The sequence below is a fragment of the Duganella sp. 1224 genome, from assembly GCF_013408245.1.
Classification (GTDB): domain Bacteria; phylum Pseudomonadota; class Gammaproteobacteria; order Burkholderiales; family Burkholderiaceae_D; genus Rugamonas.
In genome coordinates, this window is the sequence record NZ_JACBYS010000001.1 from 671788 (window position 1) to 691910 (window position 20123).

16 protein-coding genes are annotated in these 20123 nt (G+C 67.5%); 10 read left to right on the forward strand and 6 right to left on the reverse strand.

All coding sequences use genetic code 11. The features are described from left to right. Positions 1-8: 8 nt before the first annotated feature. Entirely contained in the window at positions 9-923 is a 915-nt protein-coding gene (locus FHW58_RS03115) for a LysR family transcriptional regulator (RefSeq protein WP_179671599.1), read from the reverse strand. Positions 924-1030: 107 nt separating this feature from the next. Here FHW58_RS03115 and FHW58_RS03120 point away from each other — a divergent pair, with 107 nt between their 5' ends. From FHW58_RS03120 to FHW58_RS03130, 3 genes are read left to right on the forward strand one after another with little or no spacing between them, the layout of a single operon-like run. After that, on the forward strand, positions 1031-2107 hold the full coding sequence (locus tag FHW58_RS03120; protein ID WP_179671600.1) for a porin: 1077 nt from the start codon (positions 1031-1033) through the stop codon (positions 2105-2107). Positions 2108-2118: 11 nt separating this feature from the next. After that, on the forward strand, positions 2119-2892 hold the full coding sequence (locus FHW58_RS03125) for a substrate-binding domain-containing protein (RefSeq protein WP_179671601.1): 774 nt from the start codon (positions 2119-2121) through the stop codon (positions 2890-2892). 33 nt (positions 2893-2925) lie between these two features. Then, the gene (locus tag FHW58_RS03130) at positions 2926-4272 is read left to right on the forward strand and encodes an MFS transporter (protein WP_179671602.1); all 1347 of its coding nucleotides are present in this window, start codon (positions 2926-2928) and stop codon (positions 4270-4272) included. Positions 4273-4276: 4 nt separating this feature from the next. On the opposite strand, the gene FHW58_RS03135 is transcribed toward FHW58_RS03130, so the two are convergent. Beyond that, on the reverse strand, positions 4277-5278 hold the full coding sequence (locus tag FHW58_RS03135) for a S41 family peptidase (protein WP_179671603.1): 1002 nt from the start codon (positions 5276-5278) through the stop codon (positions 4277-4279). Between the two features lie 100 nt (positions 5279-5378). Between FHW58_RS03135 and FHW58_RS03140 the strand changes: the two genes are divergently transcribed. From FHW58_RS03140 to FHW58_RS03150, 3 genes are all read left to right on the forward strand, one after another. Next, the gene (locus FHW58_RS03140; RefSeq protein ID WP_179671604.1) at positions 5379-7574 is read left to right on the forward strand and encodes an OsmC domain/YcaO domain-containing protein; all 2196 of its coding nucleotides are present in this window, start codon (positions 5379-5381) and stop codon (positions 7572-7574) included. Positions 7575-7776: 202 nt separating this feature from the next. After that, entirely contained in the window at positions 7777-9171 is a 1395-nt protein-coding gene (locus FHW58_RS03145; protein WP_373996618.1) for an amino acid permease, read from the forward strand. A gap of 4 nt (positions 9172-9175) precedes the next feature. Continuing rightward, entirely contained in the window at positions 9176-11446 is a 2271-nt protein-coding gene (locus FHW58_RS03150) for an ATP-binding protein (RefSeq protein ID WP_179671605.1), read from the forward strand. 17 nt (positions 11447-11463) lie between these two features. On the opposite strand, the gene FHW58_RS03155 is transcribed toward FHW58_RS03150, so the two are convergent. Next, positions 11464-12363 carry an alpha/beta fold hydrolase gene (locus tag FHW58_RS03155; RefSeq protein WP_179671606.1) on the reverse strand — a complete coding sequence of 300 codons (900 nt, stop codon included), beginning with the start codon at positions 12361-12363 and terminating at the stop codon, positions 11464-11466. Between the two features lie 137 nt (positions 12364-12500). Between FHW58_RS03155 and FHW58_RS03160 the strand changes: the two genes are divergently transcribed. Genes FHW58_RS03160 through FHW58_RS03170 form a run of 3 tightly spaced genes read left to right on the forward strand, consistent with a single transcriptional unit; the run spans position 12501 to position 17126 of the window. Next, positions 12501-15446, forward strand: a complete 2946-nt coding sequence (locus FHW58_RS03160) for a sensor histidine kinase (RefSeq protein ID WP_179671607.1) — start codon at positions 12501-12503, stop codon at positions 15444-15446. A gap of 56 nt (positions 15447-15502) precedes the next feature. Continuing rightward, complete coding sequence (locus tag FHW58_RS03165) at positions 15503-16129, forward strand: response regulator transcription factor (RefSeq protein ID WP_229265033.1); 627 nt, start codon at positions 15503-15505, stop codon at positions 16127-16129. A 37-nt stretch (positions 16130-16166) separates the two neighbouring features. Further along, the gene (locus FHW58_RS03170) at positions 16167-17126 is read left to right on the forward strand and encodes an AEC family transporter (protein ID WP_179671608.1); all 960 of its coding nucleotides are present in this window, start codon (positions 16167-16169) and stop codon (positions 17124-17126) included. Here the strand turns inward: FHW58_RS03170 and FHW58_RS03175 are convergent. Then, positions 17107-17322: a hypothetical protein gene (locus FHW58_RS03175; protein ID WP_179671609.1), complete on the reverse strand. Its 216-nt coding sequence runs from the start codon at positions 17320-17322 to the stop codon at positions 17107-17109. The two genes, FHW58_RS03170 and FHW58_RS03175, sit on opposite strands and share 20 nt — an antisense overlap. After that, positions 17289-18227, reverse strand: a complete 939-nt coding sequence (locus FHW58_RS03180) for a PaaX family transcriptional regulator C-terminal domain-containing protein (protein ID WP_179671610.1) — start codon at positions 18225-18227, stop codon at positions 17289-17291. Before FHW58_RS03180 ends, FHW58_RS03175 begins: the two co-directional genes overlap by 34 nt. A gap of 193 nt (positions 18228-18420) precedes the next feature. Between FHW58_RS03180 and FHW58_RS03185 the strand changes: the two genes are divergently transcribed. Next, on the forward strand, positions 18421-18930 hold the full coding sequence (locus tag FHW58_RS03185) for a hypothetical protein (RefSeq protein ID WP_179671611.1): 510 nt from the start codon (positions 18421-18423) through the stop codon (positions 18928-18930). Here the strand turns inward: FHW58_RS03185 and FHW58_RS03190 are convergent. Further along, positions 18927-20048 carry a mechanosensitive ion channel family protein gene (locus FHW58_RS03190; RefSeq protein ID WP_179671612.1) on the reverse strand — a complete coding sequence of 374 codons (1122 nt, stop codon included), beginning with the start codon at positions 20046-20048 and terminating at the stop codon, positions 18927-18929. The genes FHW58_RS03185 and FHW58_RS03190 overlap by 4 nt on opposite strands. Between the last annotated feature and the right edge of the window lie 75 nt (positions 20049-20123).

The window sequence follows — 20123 nt, forward strand, 5'->3', positions numbered from 1 at the left end:
CGGCCAGGCTAGGCCGCCAGGCGCCGCCGCTTGACCGACGCGATCAGCATGTCGAACAGCGTGCGCGCGGCTGGCGGCATCACGTGATGGTGCCGGCTGATGATGCCCAGCGTGCGCTTGACGGCCGGATTCACCAGCGGCACGCCAATGATGTTGTCCTGACGGTCCTGCAGCACCGACAGGCCGGGCACGGCGGCCACGCCCATGCCGGCATCCACCAGCGCCAGGATGCCGGACACGTGGTTCACTTCACAGAAAATCAGCGGGTGCTTCTCGACGCCGGACAAGGCGGCGTCGATCACGCTGCGGTTGCCGCTCGACTTGGCCACCGAGATATACCGTTCGTTCACCGTCTCCTTCCAGCTTAACTTCTTGCGCGCGGCCAGCGGGTGGTCGCGCCGCATCGCCAGCACATAGCTCTCCACGTAAATCGGCTGGAACAGGATTTCCGGATTTTCCGCGCCGGTGAAGTTGATGCCGAAATCGGCCTCGCCGCCCAGCACCAGGTTCAGCACATCCTGCGCGCTCTCGTCATGAATCCGGACCCGGATCTTGGGAAAGCGCGCGCTGAACTCCTTCAGCACCTCCGGCAGAAAATGCCACACCGCCGACGGCACGCAGGCGATGGTGACGGTGCCGGTGCGGTGCGCGGCCAGGTCGGCCACGCCCAGCACCGCGTCCTCCAGCCCGTCCAGCGCGGTGCGCACATTGAGCAGGAAAGCCTGGCCGACGTTGGTCAGCTGCACCCGCCGCGTGGTGCGCTCGAACAGCTTGACGCCCAGCGCCTCCTCCAGCTTTTCGATGCGCCGGCTCAGCGCCGACTGCGACAGGAACAGGTCGGCGGCCGCCTGGCCGAAGTTCTGCCGCTCCGCCACCGCCACAAAGGCTTTCAGATCCTGCAAATCGTAATTGATGCGTGTCATGCATTAATCGCCTGAAAAATTGCAATTCTCAAATTATGCCATTTGTTCGAAGATGCAGTTTAAACCTCGTTAGCCTCGTCAAGAAGGCACAATTTAATGGAGACATCATGCGCGACGCATGTTTATTCGCAGTCCTGCTGGCATCCGGCGGGGCCTGCCAGGCCCAGACCAACACCACCCTCTACGGCATCGCCGACCTTGGATTGCGCAGCAGCAGCGGCCTGACGGCCAATAACGCGCCGGCGCCCGGCCCGGTCAGCGCGGTCAGCAGCGGCGTCAACCGCACCAGCCGCTGGGGCATCCGCGGCGAGGAAGACCTGGGTGGCGGCTGGCAGACCGAGTTCCGCCTGGAAGGCGGCCTGAATCTGGACACTGGCGCCACCGCCAAGAGCGACAAGCTGTTTGACCGCCAGGCGTGGGTCGGCGTCAAGACGCCGTACGGCGCCGTGTACCTGGGCCGCCAGGCCAATCTGCTGTCGGACGTGCTGTCGCCGGTCGATCCGCTGCAATTGCGTTATGCCTCGTTCAATCCCAATATCAACGTCAATGGCCTGAGCAATACCGCCTTCGGCCAGCACGGCTTTGGCCAGCAGTACGGCACCAGCGGCTATGCCGACAATTTCTACCGGCTCGACAACACGGTCAAATACGTTGCCACCGTGGGGCCGGTGGTGGCGCGCGCCGCCTACTCGTTTGGCGAAACCACCAACGGCCTGTCGCCGCTGTCCACCGAGGGCGCCGGCCTGACCTACCGCGAGGGCGGCCTGGTGCTGTCCGGCGCCGCCATGCGCTTCCACAACCGCGACAACCTGAGCCTGGACGCCGCCACCGCCGGCGCCGCCTACCAGTTGGGCGACTGGCAATTCAAGGGCACGCTCGGCTACAACCACGCCGACGTGGCCGGCAACAAGCAGTTGCAGCAGCGCGTGGCCGCCGCCGGCGTCGGCCGCCAACTGGCGTCCGACCTGTTGCTGACCACCGCCTATTACCACGTGCGCCGCGTGGCGACCGGCTTCCGCGACGACGGCTTTGACCGCTTCTTCGCCTTCCTGGAGAAGGCGCTGTCGCCGCGCACCACCGCTTACCTGGAATTCGACAACACCGTCTGGCGCGGCGACGCTTCCGCGCAGCCCAACGCCAGTCGGGGCAGGGCGCTGACGCTTGGCCTGATGCAGAAGTTTTAAAGGAGATCGTGATGCAGCTTCATCGTTTGAAAATTGTGCTGGCGGCGCTGCTGCTGTCGGGCGGCGCGGCGCATGCCGCCGAAGTGCGCGTGGTCAGCTCGGGTGGCTTCGCGCAGGCGTACAAGAACCTGGCGGCGGCCTACCAGGACAGCAGCGGCGATCGCCTGATTTCCGGCTGGGGACCGTCCATGGGCACCACCGTCAACGCCATCCCGGCGCGGCTGGCGCGCGGCGAGCCGATCGACGTCGTCATCATGGTCGGCGACGCCCTGGACAAGCTGATGGCCGAGGGCAAGCTGGAGCCGGGCAGCAAGGTGGTGCTGGCCAATTCGCCGATCGCCTGCGCCGTGCCGCATGGCGCCACGCGGCCGGACATCAGCACCGTCGACGGCCTGCGCAGCGCGTTCCTGCACGCGTCCAGGGTGGCCTACTCGGACAGCGCCAGCGGCGAGTACATCAAGCACCAGTTGATGCGCAAGCTGCAGATCGAGGACAAGATGGCCGGCAAGGCGGCGCAGATCCCGGCCACGCCGGTGGGCGAGATCCTGGCCCACGGCGAGGCCGATTTCGGCTGCCAGCAGAAGAGCGAGCTGTTGCCGGTGGCTGGCATCGACATCGTCGGCACCTTGCCGGAGGCCGTGCAGCAGAAGACTGAATTTTCCGCGGCGCTGGTGCGCGGCGCCGCCGCACCGGAGGCCGGCCGCAAGCTGCTGCGCTTCCTGTCCGCGCCCGCCAACGCCGGCGTGATCGAGGCGACCGGCCTGGAGCCGGTGGCGCGTCATTAATTCCCACCCCTTGTTTTGAAGCAGAGGTCCATCATGTCCAACCAGTCTCTCGCCACGGCCAGCGCCGAGGCCATCGTCGAGCCCATCTCGGGCGCCAACGCGGCCGCCAAGCCGGCGCGCGCGCCGTCCCGCTTCGGCACCGTGATCCGCGTCACCAGCGGCAACTTCATCGAGATGTACGATTTCTTCCTGTTCGGCTTTTACGCCACGTACATCGCCAAGGCCTTCTTCCCGGCCACCAGCGAATACGCGGCGCTGATGATGACCTTCGCCACCTTTGGCGCCGGCTTCTTCATGCGGCCGCTGGGCGCCATCATCCTCGGCAGTTACATCGACCGCATCGGCCGCCGCAAGGGCCTGGTGCTGACGCTGGCCATCATGGCGTCCGGCACCGCGCTGATCGCGTTTGTGCCCGGCTATGAAACCATCGGCCTGATGGCGCCGTTCCTGGTGCTGGTCGGCCGGCTGCTGCAGGGTTTCTCGGCCGGCGTGGAGTTGGGCGGCGTGTCGGTCTACCTGTCCGAGATGGCGACGCCGGGCAACAAGGGCTATTACGTCAGCTGGCAGTCGGCCAGCCAGCAGGTGGCCATCATCTTCTCGGCGGCGCTGGGCTATTTCCTCAACCAGAGCCTGAGCAAGGAGTTCATTGCCGACTGGGGCTGGCGCATTCCGTTCTTCATCGGCTGCTCGATCATTCCGGTGGTGTTCTACATCCGCCGCTCGCTGCAGGAGACCGAGGCTTACCTGTCGCAGAAAACCCACCCGACCTTCCGCCAGATGATGAAGACCATCAGCGTCAACTGGCCGCTGGTGACCGCCGGCACCGCGCTGATCGTCATGACCACGGTGGCGTTCTACCTGATCACCGTCTACACGCCGACCTTCGGCAAGAGCATCCTCAAGCTGACCACCGAGGAAAGTCTGCTGGTGACGCTGTGCGTGGGCCTGTCCAATTTCATCTGGCTGCCGGTGATGGGCGCCTTGTCGGACCGCATCGGCCGCTGGCCCATCATGGCCGCGTGCTCGGCGCTGACGGTGCTGACCGCGTACCCGGCGCTGTCGTGGCTGATCGCCAACCCGAGCTTCGGCAACATGGTGTTGATTGAACTGTGGCTGTCCTTCCTGTACGGCAGCTACAACGGCGCCACCATTGTCGCGCTGACCGAGATCATCCCGGCGCGCGTGCGCACCACCGGTTTCTCGCTGGCCTACAGCCTGGCGACCGCACTGTTCGGCGGCATGACGCCGCTGGTATCCACCTGGCTGATCGAAGTCAGCGGCGACAAGGCCGCCCCGGGCTACTGGATGGCCGGCGCCGGCGCCATCAGCCTGGTAGCGACCTTCCTGGTCTACCGCGGCATCGTCAAGGAGCGCAGCTAAGCGCTTACTGGCCGCCCTTGCTCTTGGCGATCTCGGCCAGTGCGACGTCGAGCGCCTGCTCGGGCGGCACGGCGAGGTCGGGCTGGATGCCGGTGCCTTCCCAGTTGGCGCCGGAAACCGGATCGACGCTGCGGCCGATCGCCACGAAGGCGATCAGGTGGTGGGTGACCGGCACGCCGAATTGCTTGTGGGCGCCGCCGGCGGTTTTGCCGCCCACCACGATGGCGCGCTGTTGCCGCTGCAGTGCGTAGGCGAACGATTCCGAGGCGGAGGCGGTGTCCTCGTTGACCAGGAGGTACAGCGGCCGCTTGCTGCCATAGCGCGCACCGCTCACCGCCGGCGTGGTGATGAAGGAATCGGTGACTTTGCCGTCGCGGTCCAGTTCATCCAGCAGATGGACCGGGCGGTCGTCGAAGAAGTAGCTCGATAACAGGGTGGACATGCCGGGCACGCCGCCGTGGCCATCGCGTAGGTCGATGATCATGGCCTCGCTGCCGGCCGCCTGCGTCATGATTTTGGCCAGGGCCTCGGTGGAAAAGCGGTCCACCGGCGCGAAGCGGGTCAGTTGCAGGTAAGCGGTGTGGCCGCGCATGGCGAATTTGGCGAAGCCGAAGTTGTCCGGCCCGGGACGCGCCACCGGCTCGGCCGGCTTGGGCGGGGGCGGCGGCTCGTCCAGCGCGTCGAATTCAACGTAGACCAGGCCGTTGTGCTGGTCGGCGACCACGCTGTCGAGGTCGCGCTGCACTTTGTCCGCCAGGTTTTTTTCCGACAAGCCGGCGTAATCGCCTTGCGCCAGGTGGCGGCGCAGGTTGTCGGCCAATTGCTTGCCTTTGGCCGGGAAGACGTAGCTGTCCTCCAGTTTCTGCGCGTAGTCCCGAATGACCCTGGCGCGGGTGGCGTCGTCAAAGTCCGCCGCGTGCGCGGCGCCGATGCAGCAGGTCGCCAGCAGCGCGGCCAGCTTGAACTTGTTCCCCATCCTCCCGCCTTCCACATGGTTGTTATGCATTTCATAATAACCTGAATCGGCCGCAATGTATGGTAAACTTGCGCATCTTTGTAAGGGCGGCCTGCTGGCTGCCCTTTTTGCTTTTTTTGGAATTCTCCCCATGGAAATTAAGGTCAATTTTCTCGACAAGCTGCGCCTCGAAGCCAAGTTCGACGACTTCACGGTGATTGCCGACCAGCCGATCCGCTACAAGGGCGACGGCTCGGCGCCGGGTCCGTTCGATTACTTCCTGGCGTCGTCGGCGCTGTGCGCGGCGTACTTCGTCAAGCTGTACTGCAACACGCGCAACATCCCGACCGAGAACATCCGCCTGTCGCAGAACAACATCGTCGATCCGGAAAACCGCTACAAGCAGATTTTCAAGATCCAGGTGGAGCTGCCCGAGGACATTTCCGAAAAAGACCGCATCGGCATCCTGCGCTCGATCGACCGTTGCACGGTGAAGAAAGTGGTGCAGGAAGGCCCGGACTTCATCATCGAGGAAGTGGCCAACCTGGACGCCGACGCCCAGGCGCTGCTGACGGTCGCCCCGGCCACCGACGCCACCACCTACATCCTCGGCAAGGACCTGCCGCTGGAGCAGACCATCGCCAACATGTCCGGCCTGCTGGCCGACATCGGCATCAAGATCGAAATCGCCTCGTGGCGCAACATCGTGCCTAACGTGTGGTCGCTGCACATCCGCGACGCCCACTCGCCGATGTGCTTCACCAACGGCAAGGGCGCGACCAAGGAAAGCGCGCTGGCCTCGGCGCTGGGCGAGTACATCGAGCGCATCAGCAACAACCACTTCTACGCCGGCGCCTACTGGGGCGAGGACATCGCCAACGCCGAGTTCGTCCACTACCCGAACGAGCAATGGTTCAAGCCCGGCCCGAAAGGCAAGCTGCCGGCCGGCCTGCTGGACGATTACACGCTGGCCATCTACAACCCGGACGGCGAACTGCGCGGCCACCACCTGGTCGACACCAATTCCGGCAACGTCCAGCGCGGCATCGTCGCGCTGCCGTTCACCCGCCAGTCGGACGGCGAGACGGTGTATTTCCCGTCCAACCTGGTCGAGAACCTGTACGCCAGCAACGGCATGAGCGCCGGTAACACGCTGGCCGAGGCGCAGGTGCAGTGCCTGTCGGAGATTTTCGAACGCGCCGTCAAGCGCGAGATCCTGGAAGGCGAGATCGCGCTGCCGGACGTGCCGCAAGAGGTGCTGGCCAAGTACCCCGGCATCGTGGCCGGCATCCAGGGCCTGGAAGAGCAGGGCTTCCCGGTGCTGGTCAAGGACGCCTCGCTGGGCGGCCAGTACCCGGTGATGTGCGTGACGCTGATGAATCCGCGCACCGGCGGCGTGTTCGCCTCGTTCGGCGCGCACCCGAGCCTGGAGGTGGCGCTGGAGCGCAGCCTGACCGAGCTGATGCAGGGCCGCAGCTTCGAGGGCCTGAACGACCTGCCGCGTCCGACCTTCGCCAGCGAGGCCGTCACCGAGCCGTACAACTTCGTCGAGCACTTCATCGATTCCAGCGGCGTGGTGTCGTGGCGCTTCTTCAGCAACCAGGCCGATTACGAGTTCGTCGAGTGGGACTTCACCAGCGCGGGCGACAACGCCAACGCCGACGAGGCCGCCACGCTGCTGGCCATCCTGGCCGACATGGGCAAGGAAGTCTACACCGCCGTCTACGACCAGCTGGGCGCGACCGCCTGCCGCATCCTGGTGCCGGGCTACTCGGAAGTCTATCCGGTGGAAGACCTGATCTGGGACAACACCAACAAGTCGCTGCTGTTCCGCGAGGACGTGCTGAACCTGCACCGCCTGAGCGACGACCAACTGGAAGCGCTGCTGGACCGCCTGGAAAACAACGAGCTGGACGAATACGGCGACATCGCCACCCTGATCGGCATCGAGTTCGACGAGAACACCGTCTGGGGCCAGTTGACCGTGCTGGAACTGAAGCTGCTGATCAACCTGGCGCTGGGCCAGCTGGAGGACGCGCACGAGCTGGTCGGCGCCTTCCTGCAGTACAACGACAACACCGTCGAGCGCGGCCTGTTTTACCAGGCGCTGAACGCCGCGCTGGAAGTCGAACTGGACGACGAGATGACGATGGACGAGTACGAAGTCAACTTCCGCCGCATGTTCGGCAACGAGCGCATGGACGCCGTGCTCGGCGCGCTGGACGGCAGCGTGCGTTTCCACGGCCTGACGCCGACCAGCATGAAGCTGGAGGGCCTGGAGCGCCACCAGCGCCTGCTGGACAGCTACCGCAAGCTGCACGCGGCCCGCGCCCGGGCCAGGAAATAAGCCCTTCCGCCTGAATGCCGTTCCGTTAAGCCCGTCGCTCCGGCGAAAGCCGGAGCCCATGGAAGGCCAGCGTGCCATGACGCATGCCGTCATGGATTCCGGCCTGCGCCGGAATGAGCAATTAGCCCTTCCGCCTCAGGTTGTGTCATACTGCCGCGCTTTAAGCAGTGGTCTGATATTCAATATAGCAACGGAGGCAGTAGTGAGTATTTTTAGAACCAAGGATTTTGACGCGATGCAGGCCGCCAGCGCCAAGCCGGGCGGGCTGAGAAAGGTCCTTGGGCCCGTCGACCTGGTGTTGATGGGCATCGGCGCCATTGTCGGCACCGGTATTTTCGTGCTGACCGGCAGCGGCGCCACCACCGCCGGCCCGGCGCTGGCGCTGTCCTTCGTGGTGGCCGCGTTCGCCTGCGGTTTCGCGGCGCTGTGCTACGCGGAATTTGCCTCCATCCTGCCGGTTGCCGGCGGTATCTACACCTATAGTTACGCCATCCTCGGCGAAATCATCGCCTGGATGATCGGCTGGGACCTGATCCTGGAATACGGCCTGGTGACGTCGGCGGTGTCGGTCGGCTGGTCCGGCTACTTCCAGTCGCTGATCAGCGGCTTCGGCTGGCACATTCCGGTGGCGCTGTCCGCCGCGCCGGGCGCGCTGCCGGGCGTGACCACCTTCTTCAACCTGCCGGCCTTCCTGATCATGATGGTGCTGACCGTCATGCTGTCGCTGGGCGTGCGCGAATCGGCGCGCATCAACAACATCATGGTGGTGGTCAAGATCGCCGTGGTGCTGCTGTTCATCTTCGTCGGCGTGCGCCACGTGACGCCGGCCAACTGGCAGCCATTCATGCCGTATGGCGGCACCGGCGTGATGAGCGCGGCGGCGCTGGTGTTCTTTGCCTTCATCGGCTTTGACGCGGTGACCACGGCGGCGGAAGAGGTCAAGCAACCCAAACGTGACCTGCCGATCGGCATCATCGGTTCGCTGGCGGTGTGCACCGTGCTGTACGTGGTGGTGTCGCTGATCATGACCGGCATCGTGCCGTTCACCAAGTTCCTCGGCGTCGACCACCCGGTGTCGCTGGCGCTGCAGTATGCCGGCGAGAACTGGGTGGCCGGCTTCGTTGACGTCGGCGCCATCCTCGGCATGAGCACCGTGATCCTGGTCATGGCCTTCGGCCAGAGCCGCGTGCTGTACGCCATGTCGCGCGACGGCCTGCTGCCCAAGCGCCTGTCGGCGCTGAACGGCAAGGGCACGCCGATCGTCTCGACCTGGCTGGTCGGCATCGTCTTCGGCCTGCTGGGCGCGCTGGTGCCGCTGCAAGTGCTGGGCGAGCTGGCCAATATCGGCACGCTGGCGGCGTTCTGCCTGGTGTCGGTGGCGGTGATCGTGCTGCGCAAGCAGCGTCCCGACCTGCCGCGCGCGTTCCGCTGCCCGGGCGTGCCGGTGGTCCCGGCGCTGGCCATCGTGTTCTGCGGTGCGCTGATGGCCTTCCTCAGCGCCATCACCTGGATCGCTTTCCTGATCTGGCTGGCGATCGGCCTGGTGGTGTACTTCACCTACGCGCGCCATCACTCGGCGCTGAACCAGGCGCGCTAACCGCATGGGGCGCCTGCCGCTGCCTGCCTTCCTGTCGAGACGTCTCGACCACGGCGACCAGGACCTGCAGGGCTGGCGCAACCGGCTGCTGGACGGGCTGTGCGCGGTGGCGCTGTGGCTGGGCGTGGCGGCGGCGCTGCCCAGCATCTGGGCCAGCGCGCGCCAGGGGCACTGGCCGCTGGTGGTGGTGGATCTGGCCGCCATCGCCGGCATGGCGCTGCTGCATTACCGGCGCGGCCTGCCGTACCGCTGGCGCGCGCTGGCGCTGCTGGCGATTGCCTATGTGATCGCGGTGGCGCTGCTGCTGTCGATGGGGCCGCTGTCGCAGATTTACCTGCTGGCGGTGCCGGTGCTGTGCACGGTGCTGGTCGGCGCCATCCCGGCCATGCTGGCGCTGCTGTGGTGTAGCGCCACGCTGTTTGTGGCCGGCTACTTCGGCGGCATCGAGCCGGGGCTGGCGGTGATGGTGGTCAGTCCGCTGCTGCACTGGATCATCCTGAGTGTCAATTTCCTGCTGGTGGCGGCGGTGCTGAGCGTGTCCTGCGCTTACCTGCTGCACGGCCTGGCCGGGGCGCTGGTGCGCGAGCGCGCCATCCACCTGAGCAATGCCGAGTCGGTGGCGGCGCGGCGCGCGGCCGAGGTGTCCAATCAACTCAAGAGCGACTTCCTGGCCATGATCAGCCACGAGGTGCGCACCCCGCTGGGTGGCGTGATCGGCATGCTGCGCTCGGCGCTGCGCGACGCCGGCCTGCCGCCGGCCAGCCGCGACAAGCTGCGTCTGAGCCTGAGCAATGCCGAGGTGCTGCTGCAAATCATTAACGACATCCTTGATTTTTCGCGGCTGGAGGCCGGCAAGATGCCGCTGGAGTCGCTCGACTTCGACCTGCCAGGGCTGCTGCGCGAGGTGGTCGATCTGCTGGGCGAGCGCGCCGAGGCCAAGGGCATTTCGCTGGTCGCGGAAGTGCAGCCGGCGCTGCCGGTCTGGTGGCGCGGCGATCCGACCCGGCTGCGGCAGGTGCTGGTCAACCTGGTCGGCAACGGCATCAAGTTTACCCAGCGCGGCGAGGTGGTCGTCAGCGTGGCGCGGGACGGGGAGGGCGTGCTGCTGACCGTGCGCGACAGCGGCATCGGTATTGCGCCGGAAGCGCTGGGTCGGCTGTTCCAGAAATTCGAGCAGGCCGACGCGGCCACGTCGCGCAAGTTTGGCGGCGCCGGCCTGGGGCTGGCGATCTGCAAGAGTATTGTTGGCGCCATGGGCGGCCGCATCGAGGTCAGCAGCGTTCTGGGCGCAGGCAGCCAGTTCCGCGTGACGCTGCCGCTGGTGCCAGGCGTGCCGGTGGCGGCGCCGCCGGCCGAGCCGCTGCGTCCGCACCGGGCCAGCCTGGCGGTGCTGTGCGCCGAGGATGGCAGCATCAACCAGTTGATCCTGCGCGAGCTGCTGGGCTATATGGGCCACGCCATCACCATCGTCGAGGATGGCATCGAGGCGCTGGCGGCGCTGGCCGCGCGCGATTACGACCTGGTCATCATGGACGACCGCATGCCGCGCATGGACGGCCACGCCGCGCTGCAGCGCCTGCGCGCCGGGCTGGACGGCGTGCGCAATGCCGCCGTGCCGGTGATCGCGCTGACCGCCAATGCCGCGCCGGAGGACCGCCAGCGCTTCCTGGCGGCCGGCGCCGATGGCTTCCTGCCCAAGCCGATCGATGAGAACGCGCTGCACGCGGAAATTGCCCGCCAAGTGGAGGTGCTGCTGGCGCAAGGCAAGCCGCTGGTGGGCCAGCGCCACGCGCCCGCCGCCGCGCCAACGCCGGCGGCGCTGGACGCCATGTTCGGCGTCAGCACAGTGGCGCTGCCCGGCGTGTCCCCATCCGCCGCGCTGCCCCGTGTGTCGCCGTCCGCGGTGCTGCCCGGGGCGCCTGTGGGTATGGCGGCGCCTGCGGGCATGCCGCTGTCGGACGGCGGCGACAGGCTGTATCGCGCCATGCGCGCCGCCTTCATGATCGAGGGGCCGCGCCTGCTGGATGTGGCGCAGCAGGGCCTGGACCAGGGCGACGCCGCCACCGTGGCGCTGGCGGCGCACCGCCTGATGGGCGCGGTGGCCTATCTCGGCGCCGACACGCTGCACGCGCGCTGCGCCCGCATCGAACGGCTGGCCGACGCCGCCGAACTGGACGCGCTGGCGCCGCACCTGGCCGCACTGCGGCAGGAACTGGCGCTGGCCCTGCAAGAGCTAGCGCCGGGCGTCCCGGCTGCCCCGGCACTGCCCGCCTGAGGTTTGTAGCCTCCGGCCTACTTCAGGAACTCAACCAGCTTGGGCACCACCTGCGCGGTGGCTTCCTCCATCAGCCAGTGGCCGCTGTTCTTGATCACCACACCTTCGACATTGCTATCCACCAGCCTGGCCTGCTGGATCAGGAACTCGCCCGACGCCTTCTCGCCGGTCAGCACCAGCATCGGCATGGTCAGCGGCGTCTTGGCGTAGGCGGCGAACTCCACCGCGTCCAGCTCGAAGGCGCGGAACACCTCGAAGCCGGCCTTCATGTGCCCCGGCTGCGCATATTCGGCGGTGTAGAACTTGCGGTCAGCCTCGCTCAGCGACTTGGTCTTGTCGGCCGCGAAATCGTTCCAGAAGTGTTCGAAATAGATACGCTCCCGTCCCTTGACCAGCGCCAGCGGCGTCTCGCCGTAGAAGTGGAAGTGCCACAGGTCGCGCAGCAGCCACACGTCCTTCCAGTTGCCGATGCCGGGCAGGAAGGCGTCCATCAGCGCGATCTTGCTGACCTCCTTCGGATACTGCGCGGCGTAGGCGTAGGCCACCATCAGGCCGATGTCGTGACCGACCACCTTGGCCGACTTGATGCCCAGGCTGGTAACCAGCGCGTGCACGTCCTGCGCCATCACCGACTTGGTGTACGGCCCCTGCGGCAGACCGGACTGGCCGAAGCCGCGCAGGTCGGGCGCGATGACCAGGTGGTTCTTCGACAGCTGGTCGATCAGCGGCAGCCACATGTGGCTGGACTCGGTGTAGCCGTGCAGCAGGATCACCGGATCGCCCTTGCCGGCGGTCAGATAATGCAGGCGCACGCCATTGGCTTCGGCGAACTGGCTCTTGGGCGCCTCGGCGCGCGCCTGGCCCACGGCCACGCCCAGCGTCAGCAGACAGATCCCGAGCAGCTTGGTAATAGTCATGATTTCCTCCTGTGGTGAAAGAAACAGCATAGCCAGCCGGCTTGCAAGGACATACACACGATAGGGTGATTTCTATACAATATTCGTCACTGCAACAAAATCCGACTAACCGTTACCGATTGTTGGTTGCTCCCTCCATGACCATACGATGGCCCGCTAGCGCCCTGGCATTGCTGTGGTGCGCGCTGTGCTGCTGCGCCGGCGCCGCGCGCGCGCAAACCGCGCCGCTGCCGGCGATCAATCTGCACCACAGCAGCTGGACCGCCCGCGACGGCGCGCCGGCCATGGTGCTGTCCATGGCGCAGGGCGCCGATGGCTGGCTGTGGCTGGCGTCCCCGACCGGCCTGTATCGGTTTGACGGTGTCCAGTTCGAACAGTTCACGCCGGCCAACGGGCCGCTGCTGAGCCGCAACGTCAGCGTGGTCAGCGCCGGGGACGACGGCGCGCTGTGGATCGGCTATCGCAGTGGCGGCGTCAGCCGCCTGCACAATGGCCACGTCCGCAACTACGGCCAGCAGGACGGCTTGCCGAAGCGGGCGGTGTGGGGCGTCGAGCGCGATGGCGGCGGCCGCGTCTGGGCGGCCACCGCGCTGGGCATGTACTACCTCGACCGCGAGCGCTGGCAGGCGGCGGCGCCGTCGTGGGACCTGCCCGCCGGCTTGTACAAGACGCTGATGCGCGACCGCCACGGCGTGCTCTGGGCCCAGGGCGACGCCGGCGTGTACTTCCTGCCGCAGAAGGCGAGCCGCTTCACCCGCGCCGAGGTCGACAGCGGCGCCGGCGTGCTGTTCGACCTCGGCGGTGACGGCGTGGTCAGCTGGAACGCGGCGCAGGCGCGCTTCCACCGCCTGGACGGCCGGCCACGGCCAGCGCTGGCGCAGCTGTGGCAGCGCATGGGCGATCCGTCCAGCCTGCTGTTCGACCGCCACCAGGGCCTGTGGATCGGCCTGCAGGAGGGCGTGGAATACCGCGGCGCCCACGGGCGCGGCTACACCACCATTGCCCACGGCTTGAGCGGGCGCTATGTCACCGCCCTGTTCGAGGACCAGGAAGGCAATGTCTGGGCCGCCACGTCCGGCGGCATCGACCGCTTCAGCCGGCGGCGCGTGACGCGGATCGAGATCCCGGCGGCCGACATCAGCGGCGCGCTGCTGGCCGACGAGCGTGGCGGCGTGTGGCTGGGCCGGCTGCACCTCGGCGCCGGCGATGACGGCCAGATCCGCATCACGCCGTTGTGGCCGGCCACCCAGCAGGGCTGGGCCAGCGTGTTGTACAGCTATACCCGCGGCGCCGACGGCGTGTTGTGGGGCGCCACCTACCGCGCCTTGCGCCGCATCCAGGGCCGGCAGGTGCGCGACATCGCGCTGCCGCCGGAAGCGACCGGCGTGGTGATGCCGCTGCTGGCGGCCGACCGCGACGGCAGCCTGCTGGTCAGCCTGCGGCAGCATGGCATGTACCGCCTGCGGCCGCCGGACGACTGGCACAAGATTCACCCGCTGACCGGCGTGCTGTGCCTGGCCCGCTCCGACGCGGCCGGGCTGTGGCTGACCAACGAGGATGGCAGCGCCACGCACGCCGACGGCGCCACGTGGCGCCGCTACGGCGCGGCCGAGGGGCTGGCGCTCGGGCTGCTGCTGGGGCTGCACCTGCATGGCCCGCACGTGTGGGTTGGCGGCGAAACCGGCGTGGCGCTGCTGGCCGGCGAGCGCTTCCGGCCGCTGCGCGGCGTTGGCGGCGAGGCGTTCGAGGGCACCTCCGGCATCGTCGAGCAGGATGACGGCGCGGTGTGGCTGAACGCCACGGCCGGCCTGTTCCGCATTCCGGCCGCCGAGGTCGCCCGCTTCCGGCAGGCGCCCGACTATCCGGTGCGCTACGAGCGGCTGGACCAGCTGGACGGCCTGGAGGGACTGGCGCCGCGCCGGCCGTCGACCCAGTCACTGGCGCGCGCGGCCGACGGCCGCCTGTGGGTGGTGCGCAGCGCCGGCCTGTACCTGCTGGACCCGGCGGCGCGCCTGCCGGCGGCGCCGGCGCTGCCGGTCATCATCAAGACCGCCGGCGCGCCTGGCGCCGGTGTGGCGGCGGTGGTGCCGGCGCGCTTCGCCGCCGGCACGGCGTCGCTGCAGATCGACTACACGGTGCCGGCGCTGGCGATGCCGGAGCGGGTGCGTTTCCGCTACCGCCTCGACGACGGTGACTGGCAAGAGGTGGGCGGGCGGCGCAGCGCGTATTTCAGCAACCTGGGCGCCGGCGACTACCGCTTCGAGGTGGCCGCGTCCGACTACCTCGGCAACTGGCCGGACGGCGCCAGCGTGCTGCGCTTCAGCATTGCGCCGTCGCCCACCGAAACCTGGTGGTTCCGCGCGCTGTGCGCGGCGGCCTTGCTGGCGGCGGCGTGGCTGGCCTACCGCTGGCATATCGGCCGGGTGCGGCGGCAACTGGCCGGCCGCCTGCAGGAGCGCGTGGGCGAGCGCGAACGCATCGCCCGCGAGCTGCATGACACGCTGCTGCAATCGGTGCAGGGCCTGATCCTGCACGTGCACGCGGCGGCGGTGCGGCTGCCGGACAACGACAGCACGCGGCAGGCGCTGGAAAGCGCGCTGCGCCAGGCCGACGACGTGGTCGACGAGGGGCGCGGTCGCATCCGCGACCTGCGCGGCGAGGATGCCGGCAAGCTCAGTTTCGCCGACGCGGTGCTGGCCGCCGCCACCCGGCTGCGGGCGTACGACGGACCGCCGGTGCAACTGCGGATCGAGGGCACGGCGCGCCCGCTGGACCCGACCATGCAGGAGGAGGCGCTGGCCATCATCAGCGAGGCCATCGGCAACGCCTACCGCCACGCCGGCGCCCGCAGCATCGTCGTGGTGTTGCATTACGGAATCAGGGAGCTGCGCTGCACGGTGCGCGACGACGGCGCCGGCATCCCGCTGGAGATCGTGCGCGACGGCGGCCGCGCCAACCACTGGGGCATGCGCGGCATGCACGAGCGCGCCGGCCGGATCAAGGCGCGGCTGGCCTTGCGCAGCGGCGCCGACGGCACCGAATGGCAGCTGGCGTTGCCGGCCGCGCTGGCATATACCCGATAGGGGGATGGCGGAGGCGGCCGCCGGTGCTAGTCTGGCGGGACTTGGGGAGCGTCATCATGGAACATCAACTGATCAGCGTCATGATCGCCGACGACCACCCGCTGCTGCGCAGCGGCATCGCCGCCGTGCTGTCGGCCGACCCGCGCTTTGCCGTGGTGGCCGAGGCCGGCGACGGCGACGAGGCGCTGGCGCAATACCAGCGCCACCGGCCCGACATCACGTTGATGGACCTGCAGATGCCGGGCCTGAACGGCATCGAGGCCACGCTGGCCATCCGCGCCATCAACCCGCGCGCCCGCGTCATCATCCTGACCACCTACGGCGGCGAGGTGCAGGTGGCGCGCGGCCTGAAAGCCGGCGCCAGCGGCTACATCCTGAAGAACATGGTGCGCACCGACCTGGTCAGCTACATCGCGGCGGTGTGCGCCGGCCGCCAGCAATTGTCGCCGCAGGTGGCGTGCAGCCTGGCCAACACCTTCCAGAAAGACACGCTGAGCAAGCGCGAGGTGCAGGTGCTGCGCGTGGTGGCCGACGGCAATTCCAACCAGCGCGCGGCCGAGCAGCTGGGGCTGAGCGAGGACACCATCAAGGCCCACATGAAAACCATCCTGCAAAAGCTGGACGCGCGCGACCGCACCCACGCGGTGATGATCGCCATGCGCCGCGGCTACTGGGAGGGCTAGCCGGCGCGCGCCGCGATGATGGTATGCTACGCGGCTTATGCTTGAAATCCTCGCCATCACCTGTCCGATTTACCTGATTGTGCTTGCCGGCTACCTGGCCACCCGCGGCGGCCTGTTCGCCCGCGCCGACATGCAGGTGTTCGGCAAGTTCGTGTTCAACCTGGCGCTGCCGGCGCTGATCTTCAACGCGCTGGCCCAGCGCCACATCCGCGACATCCTGCACCCCGGCTATCTGCTGTCCTACCTGTTCGGTTCGCTGCTGATGCTGGCGCTGGCGTTCCTGGCCGGGCGCCGGCTGTTCGGCCTGAGCCTGGTGCGCAGCACGTTTGTGGCGATGGGCGTGTCGTGCTCCAACAGCAGCTTCATCGGTTTTCCGATCCTGATGCTGATGGTGGCGCCGGTGGCCGGCGTGGCGCTCGGCCTCAACGTCATCGTCGAGAACCTGGTGATGCTGCCGCTGCTGCTGGCGATGGCCGAACATGGCAAGCACGGCAGCGCCGGCGCCTGGCACCAGGTGCTGCGCCAGGCCGCGCGGCGGCTGCTGCGCAATCCGCTGGTGCTGGCGGTGAGCGCCGGGCTGGCCGTCAGCCTGACGCAGATCGCGCTGCCGCAGCCGGTGGTGCGCACGGTGACGCTGTTCGCGCAGGCCAGCGGCGGACTGTCGCTGTTTGCCATCGGCGGCATGCTGGTGGGACTGTCGCTGAGCGCCGGCTGGCAGCGCGTGGTGCCGCTGGTGGCCTGCAAGCTGATCGGCCATCCGCTGGCGGTGCTGCTGGTGTCGTCGCTGCTGCCGCTGCTGGGCGTGACGGCGATGGGCACCGAGCTGCGCGCCGCCGCGCTGTTGATGGCGGCCATGCCCATGCTGAGCATCTATCCGATCCTGGCCCAGGCCTACGGCGAAGCCGACCGCAGCGCCACCGCGCTGCTGATCTGCATGGTATCGTCGTTCTTCACGCTGAGCATGTGGATGTGGCTGGTCAGCGGTGCCCGGCCTTGATCTTGCGGGCGGGCGCGGCCTGCGACGCGTGTTCGGCGGCGGCGCCGAACAGCGCTTCCACCATCGGGTCGCGGCGGATGCTCAGCTTTTTGGCGCGCGTCGGGTAGGTGGTGTCGTCGATCAGGCGGTGCACGCGCGCACCCTCGCGGTTGACGGTGACGCTCAGGGTCGGGCCGTCGTAGTAGTCTTGTGCCATTCCGGTTTCCTTTTTCGGTGATGAAGCAGTGATGGACGCGGCGCCTCGGCGGCCGTGTCGGGCGCCGGTGATACGCTGGTCTTGAGTAGGTGGCGGCGCGCTTGCGCCGCGCAGCCCGCGTACAGCGCCACGTAGGTCTGATAGGCCGCCATCGCCGGCCAGTCTTCCGGCAGCAGTTCGCGCGGCAGCAAGGGATCGTTGCGGCGGCAGTGCTGGTAGCCGTGGCTGACCAGCAGGCGGATCCTGTACGCCTGCTGGTCGGTGAAGGCGCCGCGCTGGCCCAGCATGGCGCGCAGCGGCACGAAGCGCTGCTGGAACTGCTGGTACAGCTCGCGCGGCGTGCGCAGATCCCAGTCGATTTTGCCGAACAGCGGCTGGCGCACGGCGGCGGCCAGCTGGCTGCCGCTCACCTCGAACAACGCCAGGCCATGGTCCTCGCCGTCCCGCGTATCGCGCGCGTACGACGCCGGCCGCGCCAGCAGGTTGGGCGCCAGCGCGCAGTAGTCCAGCTCCAGCAACTGCTTGCGCGCGGCGGCATGGCGCGGCGCGCTGATGCCGCCGGTGTGCACCAGCATGGTCCAGTGCTCGCTGAAATCGCGGCCGGCCGGCATGTTGAGACGCTGGCGCGCGGCCAGGATGGCCTCGGCGGTCGGCGGCGTCAGCATGCACAGGCTGCGGCGGCCGTGGCGTTCGATCTTGATCAGTTTGCTTTCGGCCAGGCGGAACAGGGCGGTGCGCACGGTGCGTTCCTGGAAGCCGAGCAGCGCCATCAAGGCGATGACGCTGCCCAGCCACTGGGTCGTGAGCCCGGCAGCCTGCGCTTCGCCGAACATGAGCTTCAACAGGGTGCTTAAACGGGGCCGGGCCTGGCGCAGCGCCGCGTCGATATACATTTCGCTATTCATGCGGTCATTTTCCCATCCGGCAAAGCAAGAATTCCTTGATTCAAATCAAGTATTCAACACTATGCGGTCGAGTTAGCTTGCGACCCGTCATCCCGGCTTGCGCCGGAACGACCGTAGGCTATGTTCGATAGCGCACAATCGGCCGCGGGCGTGCGCTCTACAATCACCGCAAACAACTGCGAGGGAATCAACAATGAAAAAATTAATGCTGGCGTTTGGCGTGGTGCATGCGATGATCGCCGCGCTGTTCACGGCGGGCGCGCTGTTTCTGATTGTGGTTGGCGCAAAACTCGGCTGGCACGCGGCGGGCGCCGACAGCGGCCTGGCCGCGGCGCAGGAGGTCATCGAGGCGATCGGCATCCTGGCCGCCGCCGTGGTGGCGTTGCAGATCGCCGAAACCATCGTCGAAGAAGAAGTGGTGCGTGACGCCGACATCAGCGCGCCCACCCGGGTGCGCCGCTTCCTGTCACGCTTCTTTGTGGTGGTGGTCGTGGCGTTGGCGATTGAAGCATTGGTCGCCACCTTCCGCGCCGTGCACGACGACGCCAGCGAGTTGCTGTACGTCGCCGCGCTGGTGGCCGGAGTTGGCGTGCTGCTGGCGGCATGGGGCGTCTTCGTGCACCTCAACCGCTCGGCCGAGGAACTGGAACCGGAAGCGATGCAGGAAGCCCAGGCCGAGGACGCGAAGCTCAAGCCCGATTAATGCGGGCGGCCCTGCAGGCGGCGCTCCGGCTGCGCCGCCTCGTTGGCCGCTTCGGCGCCCTGTTCGAACAGCAGGCGGCGGGTTGGCGCGTTGGCATCCACCCCCAGCTCGCTGAACACCTCCAGCGCGCCCAGCAACACCGCCTGCTGCGCGTTCATGAAGTTGAGATACGACGAATTCAGCACGTAGAACACCAGCTCATATTCCAGCGCATCCTGGGTGACGGACTTGAGGTGCACCCGGTCGGCGCGGACATCGGGCTGGCGTTCCACCACCGCCTTCAGCGCATCGGGCACCTTGGCCGCCAGCGCGGCCGGCGTGGCCGGATTGATACGCAGGGAGAACTGCACCCGGCGATTCTGCATGCGCTTGTAGTTGCGCACCACGTTCTTCAGCAACTCGGCGTTGCCGATGATGATCTGCTCACCGCTGTCGGAGCGGATGCGGGTGGTCTTCAGGCCCACGTGCTCCACGGTGCCGGAAACATTGGTGATGGCGATCGAGTCGCCCACCTCGAACGGCTTGTCGACGGCGATGGCCAGCGACGCAAACAGGTCGCCCAGCACATTCTGCACCGCCAGCGCCACCGCGATACCGCCGATCCCCAGGCTGGCCACCAGCGCCGAGACATTGATGCCGAGGTTGGACAGCGCCGCCAGCATGAAGATCACCCACACGGTGGTCTTCAATGCCCACACCATCAGCGTGTTGGCGACAGTGGTGGGGGAGTCGGGATTTTCCGCGTGGTTGCGGAAGTAGCGGCGCGCGCCCAGCGTGGCGGCACGGTCCAGGTACAGCACCAGCTGGAAACCGAGGACGATGAACCACAGGTGGCCGAGGCGCTCCTCCCACAGCGGCGGCAGCTCCAGCATCTTCAGGCCGACCAGCAGCGACACCACCAGCACGGCCAGCATGCTGGTGCGGTTGAGGGTTTCCTTCAGCAGTTGGACGGCAGGGCGGTCGGGCCGTCCGGCTTCGTCGTGCCGGCACAGGCGCCTGCGCAGCAGCCTCAGAACGGCATAGATGGCGAGGAAGGTGATGCCAGCGGCGCCGGCTGCGATCAGCAGCTGTTCGCCGTCGACGTTGGAAAAGGGGGCCAGATAACGTTGAATATTCAAACCGTGCTCCTGTTCTGCGTTGTGGCGGTGATCGCCCCATGGTAGACAGTGTGCGGGCGGACCTCTGTTCGTTGC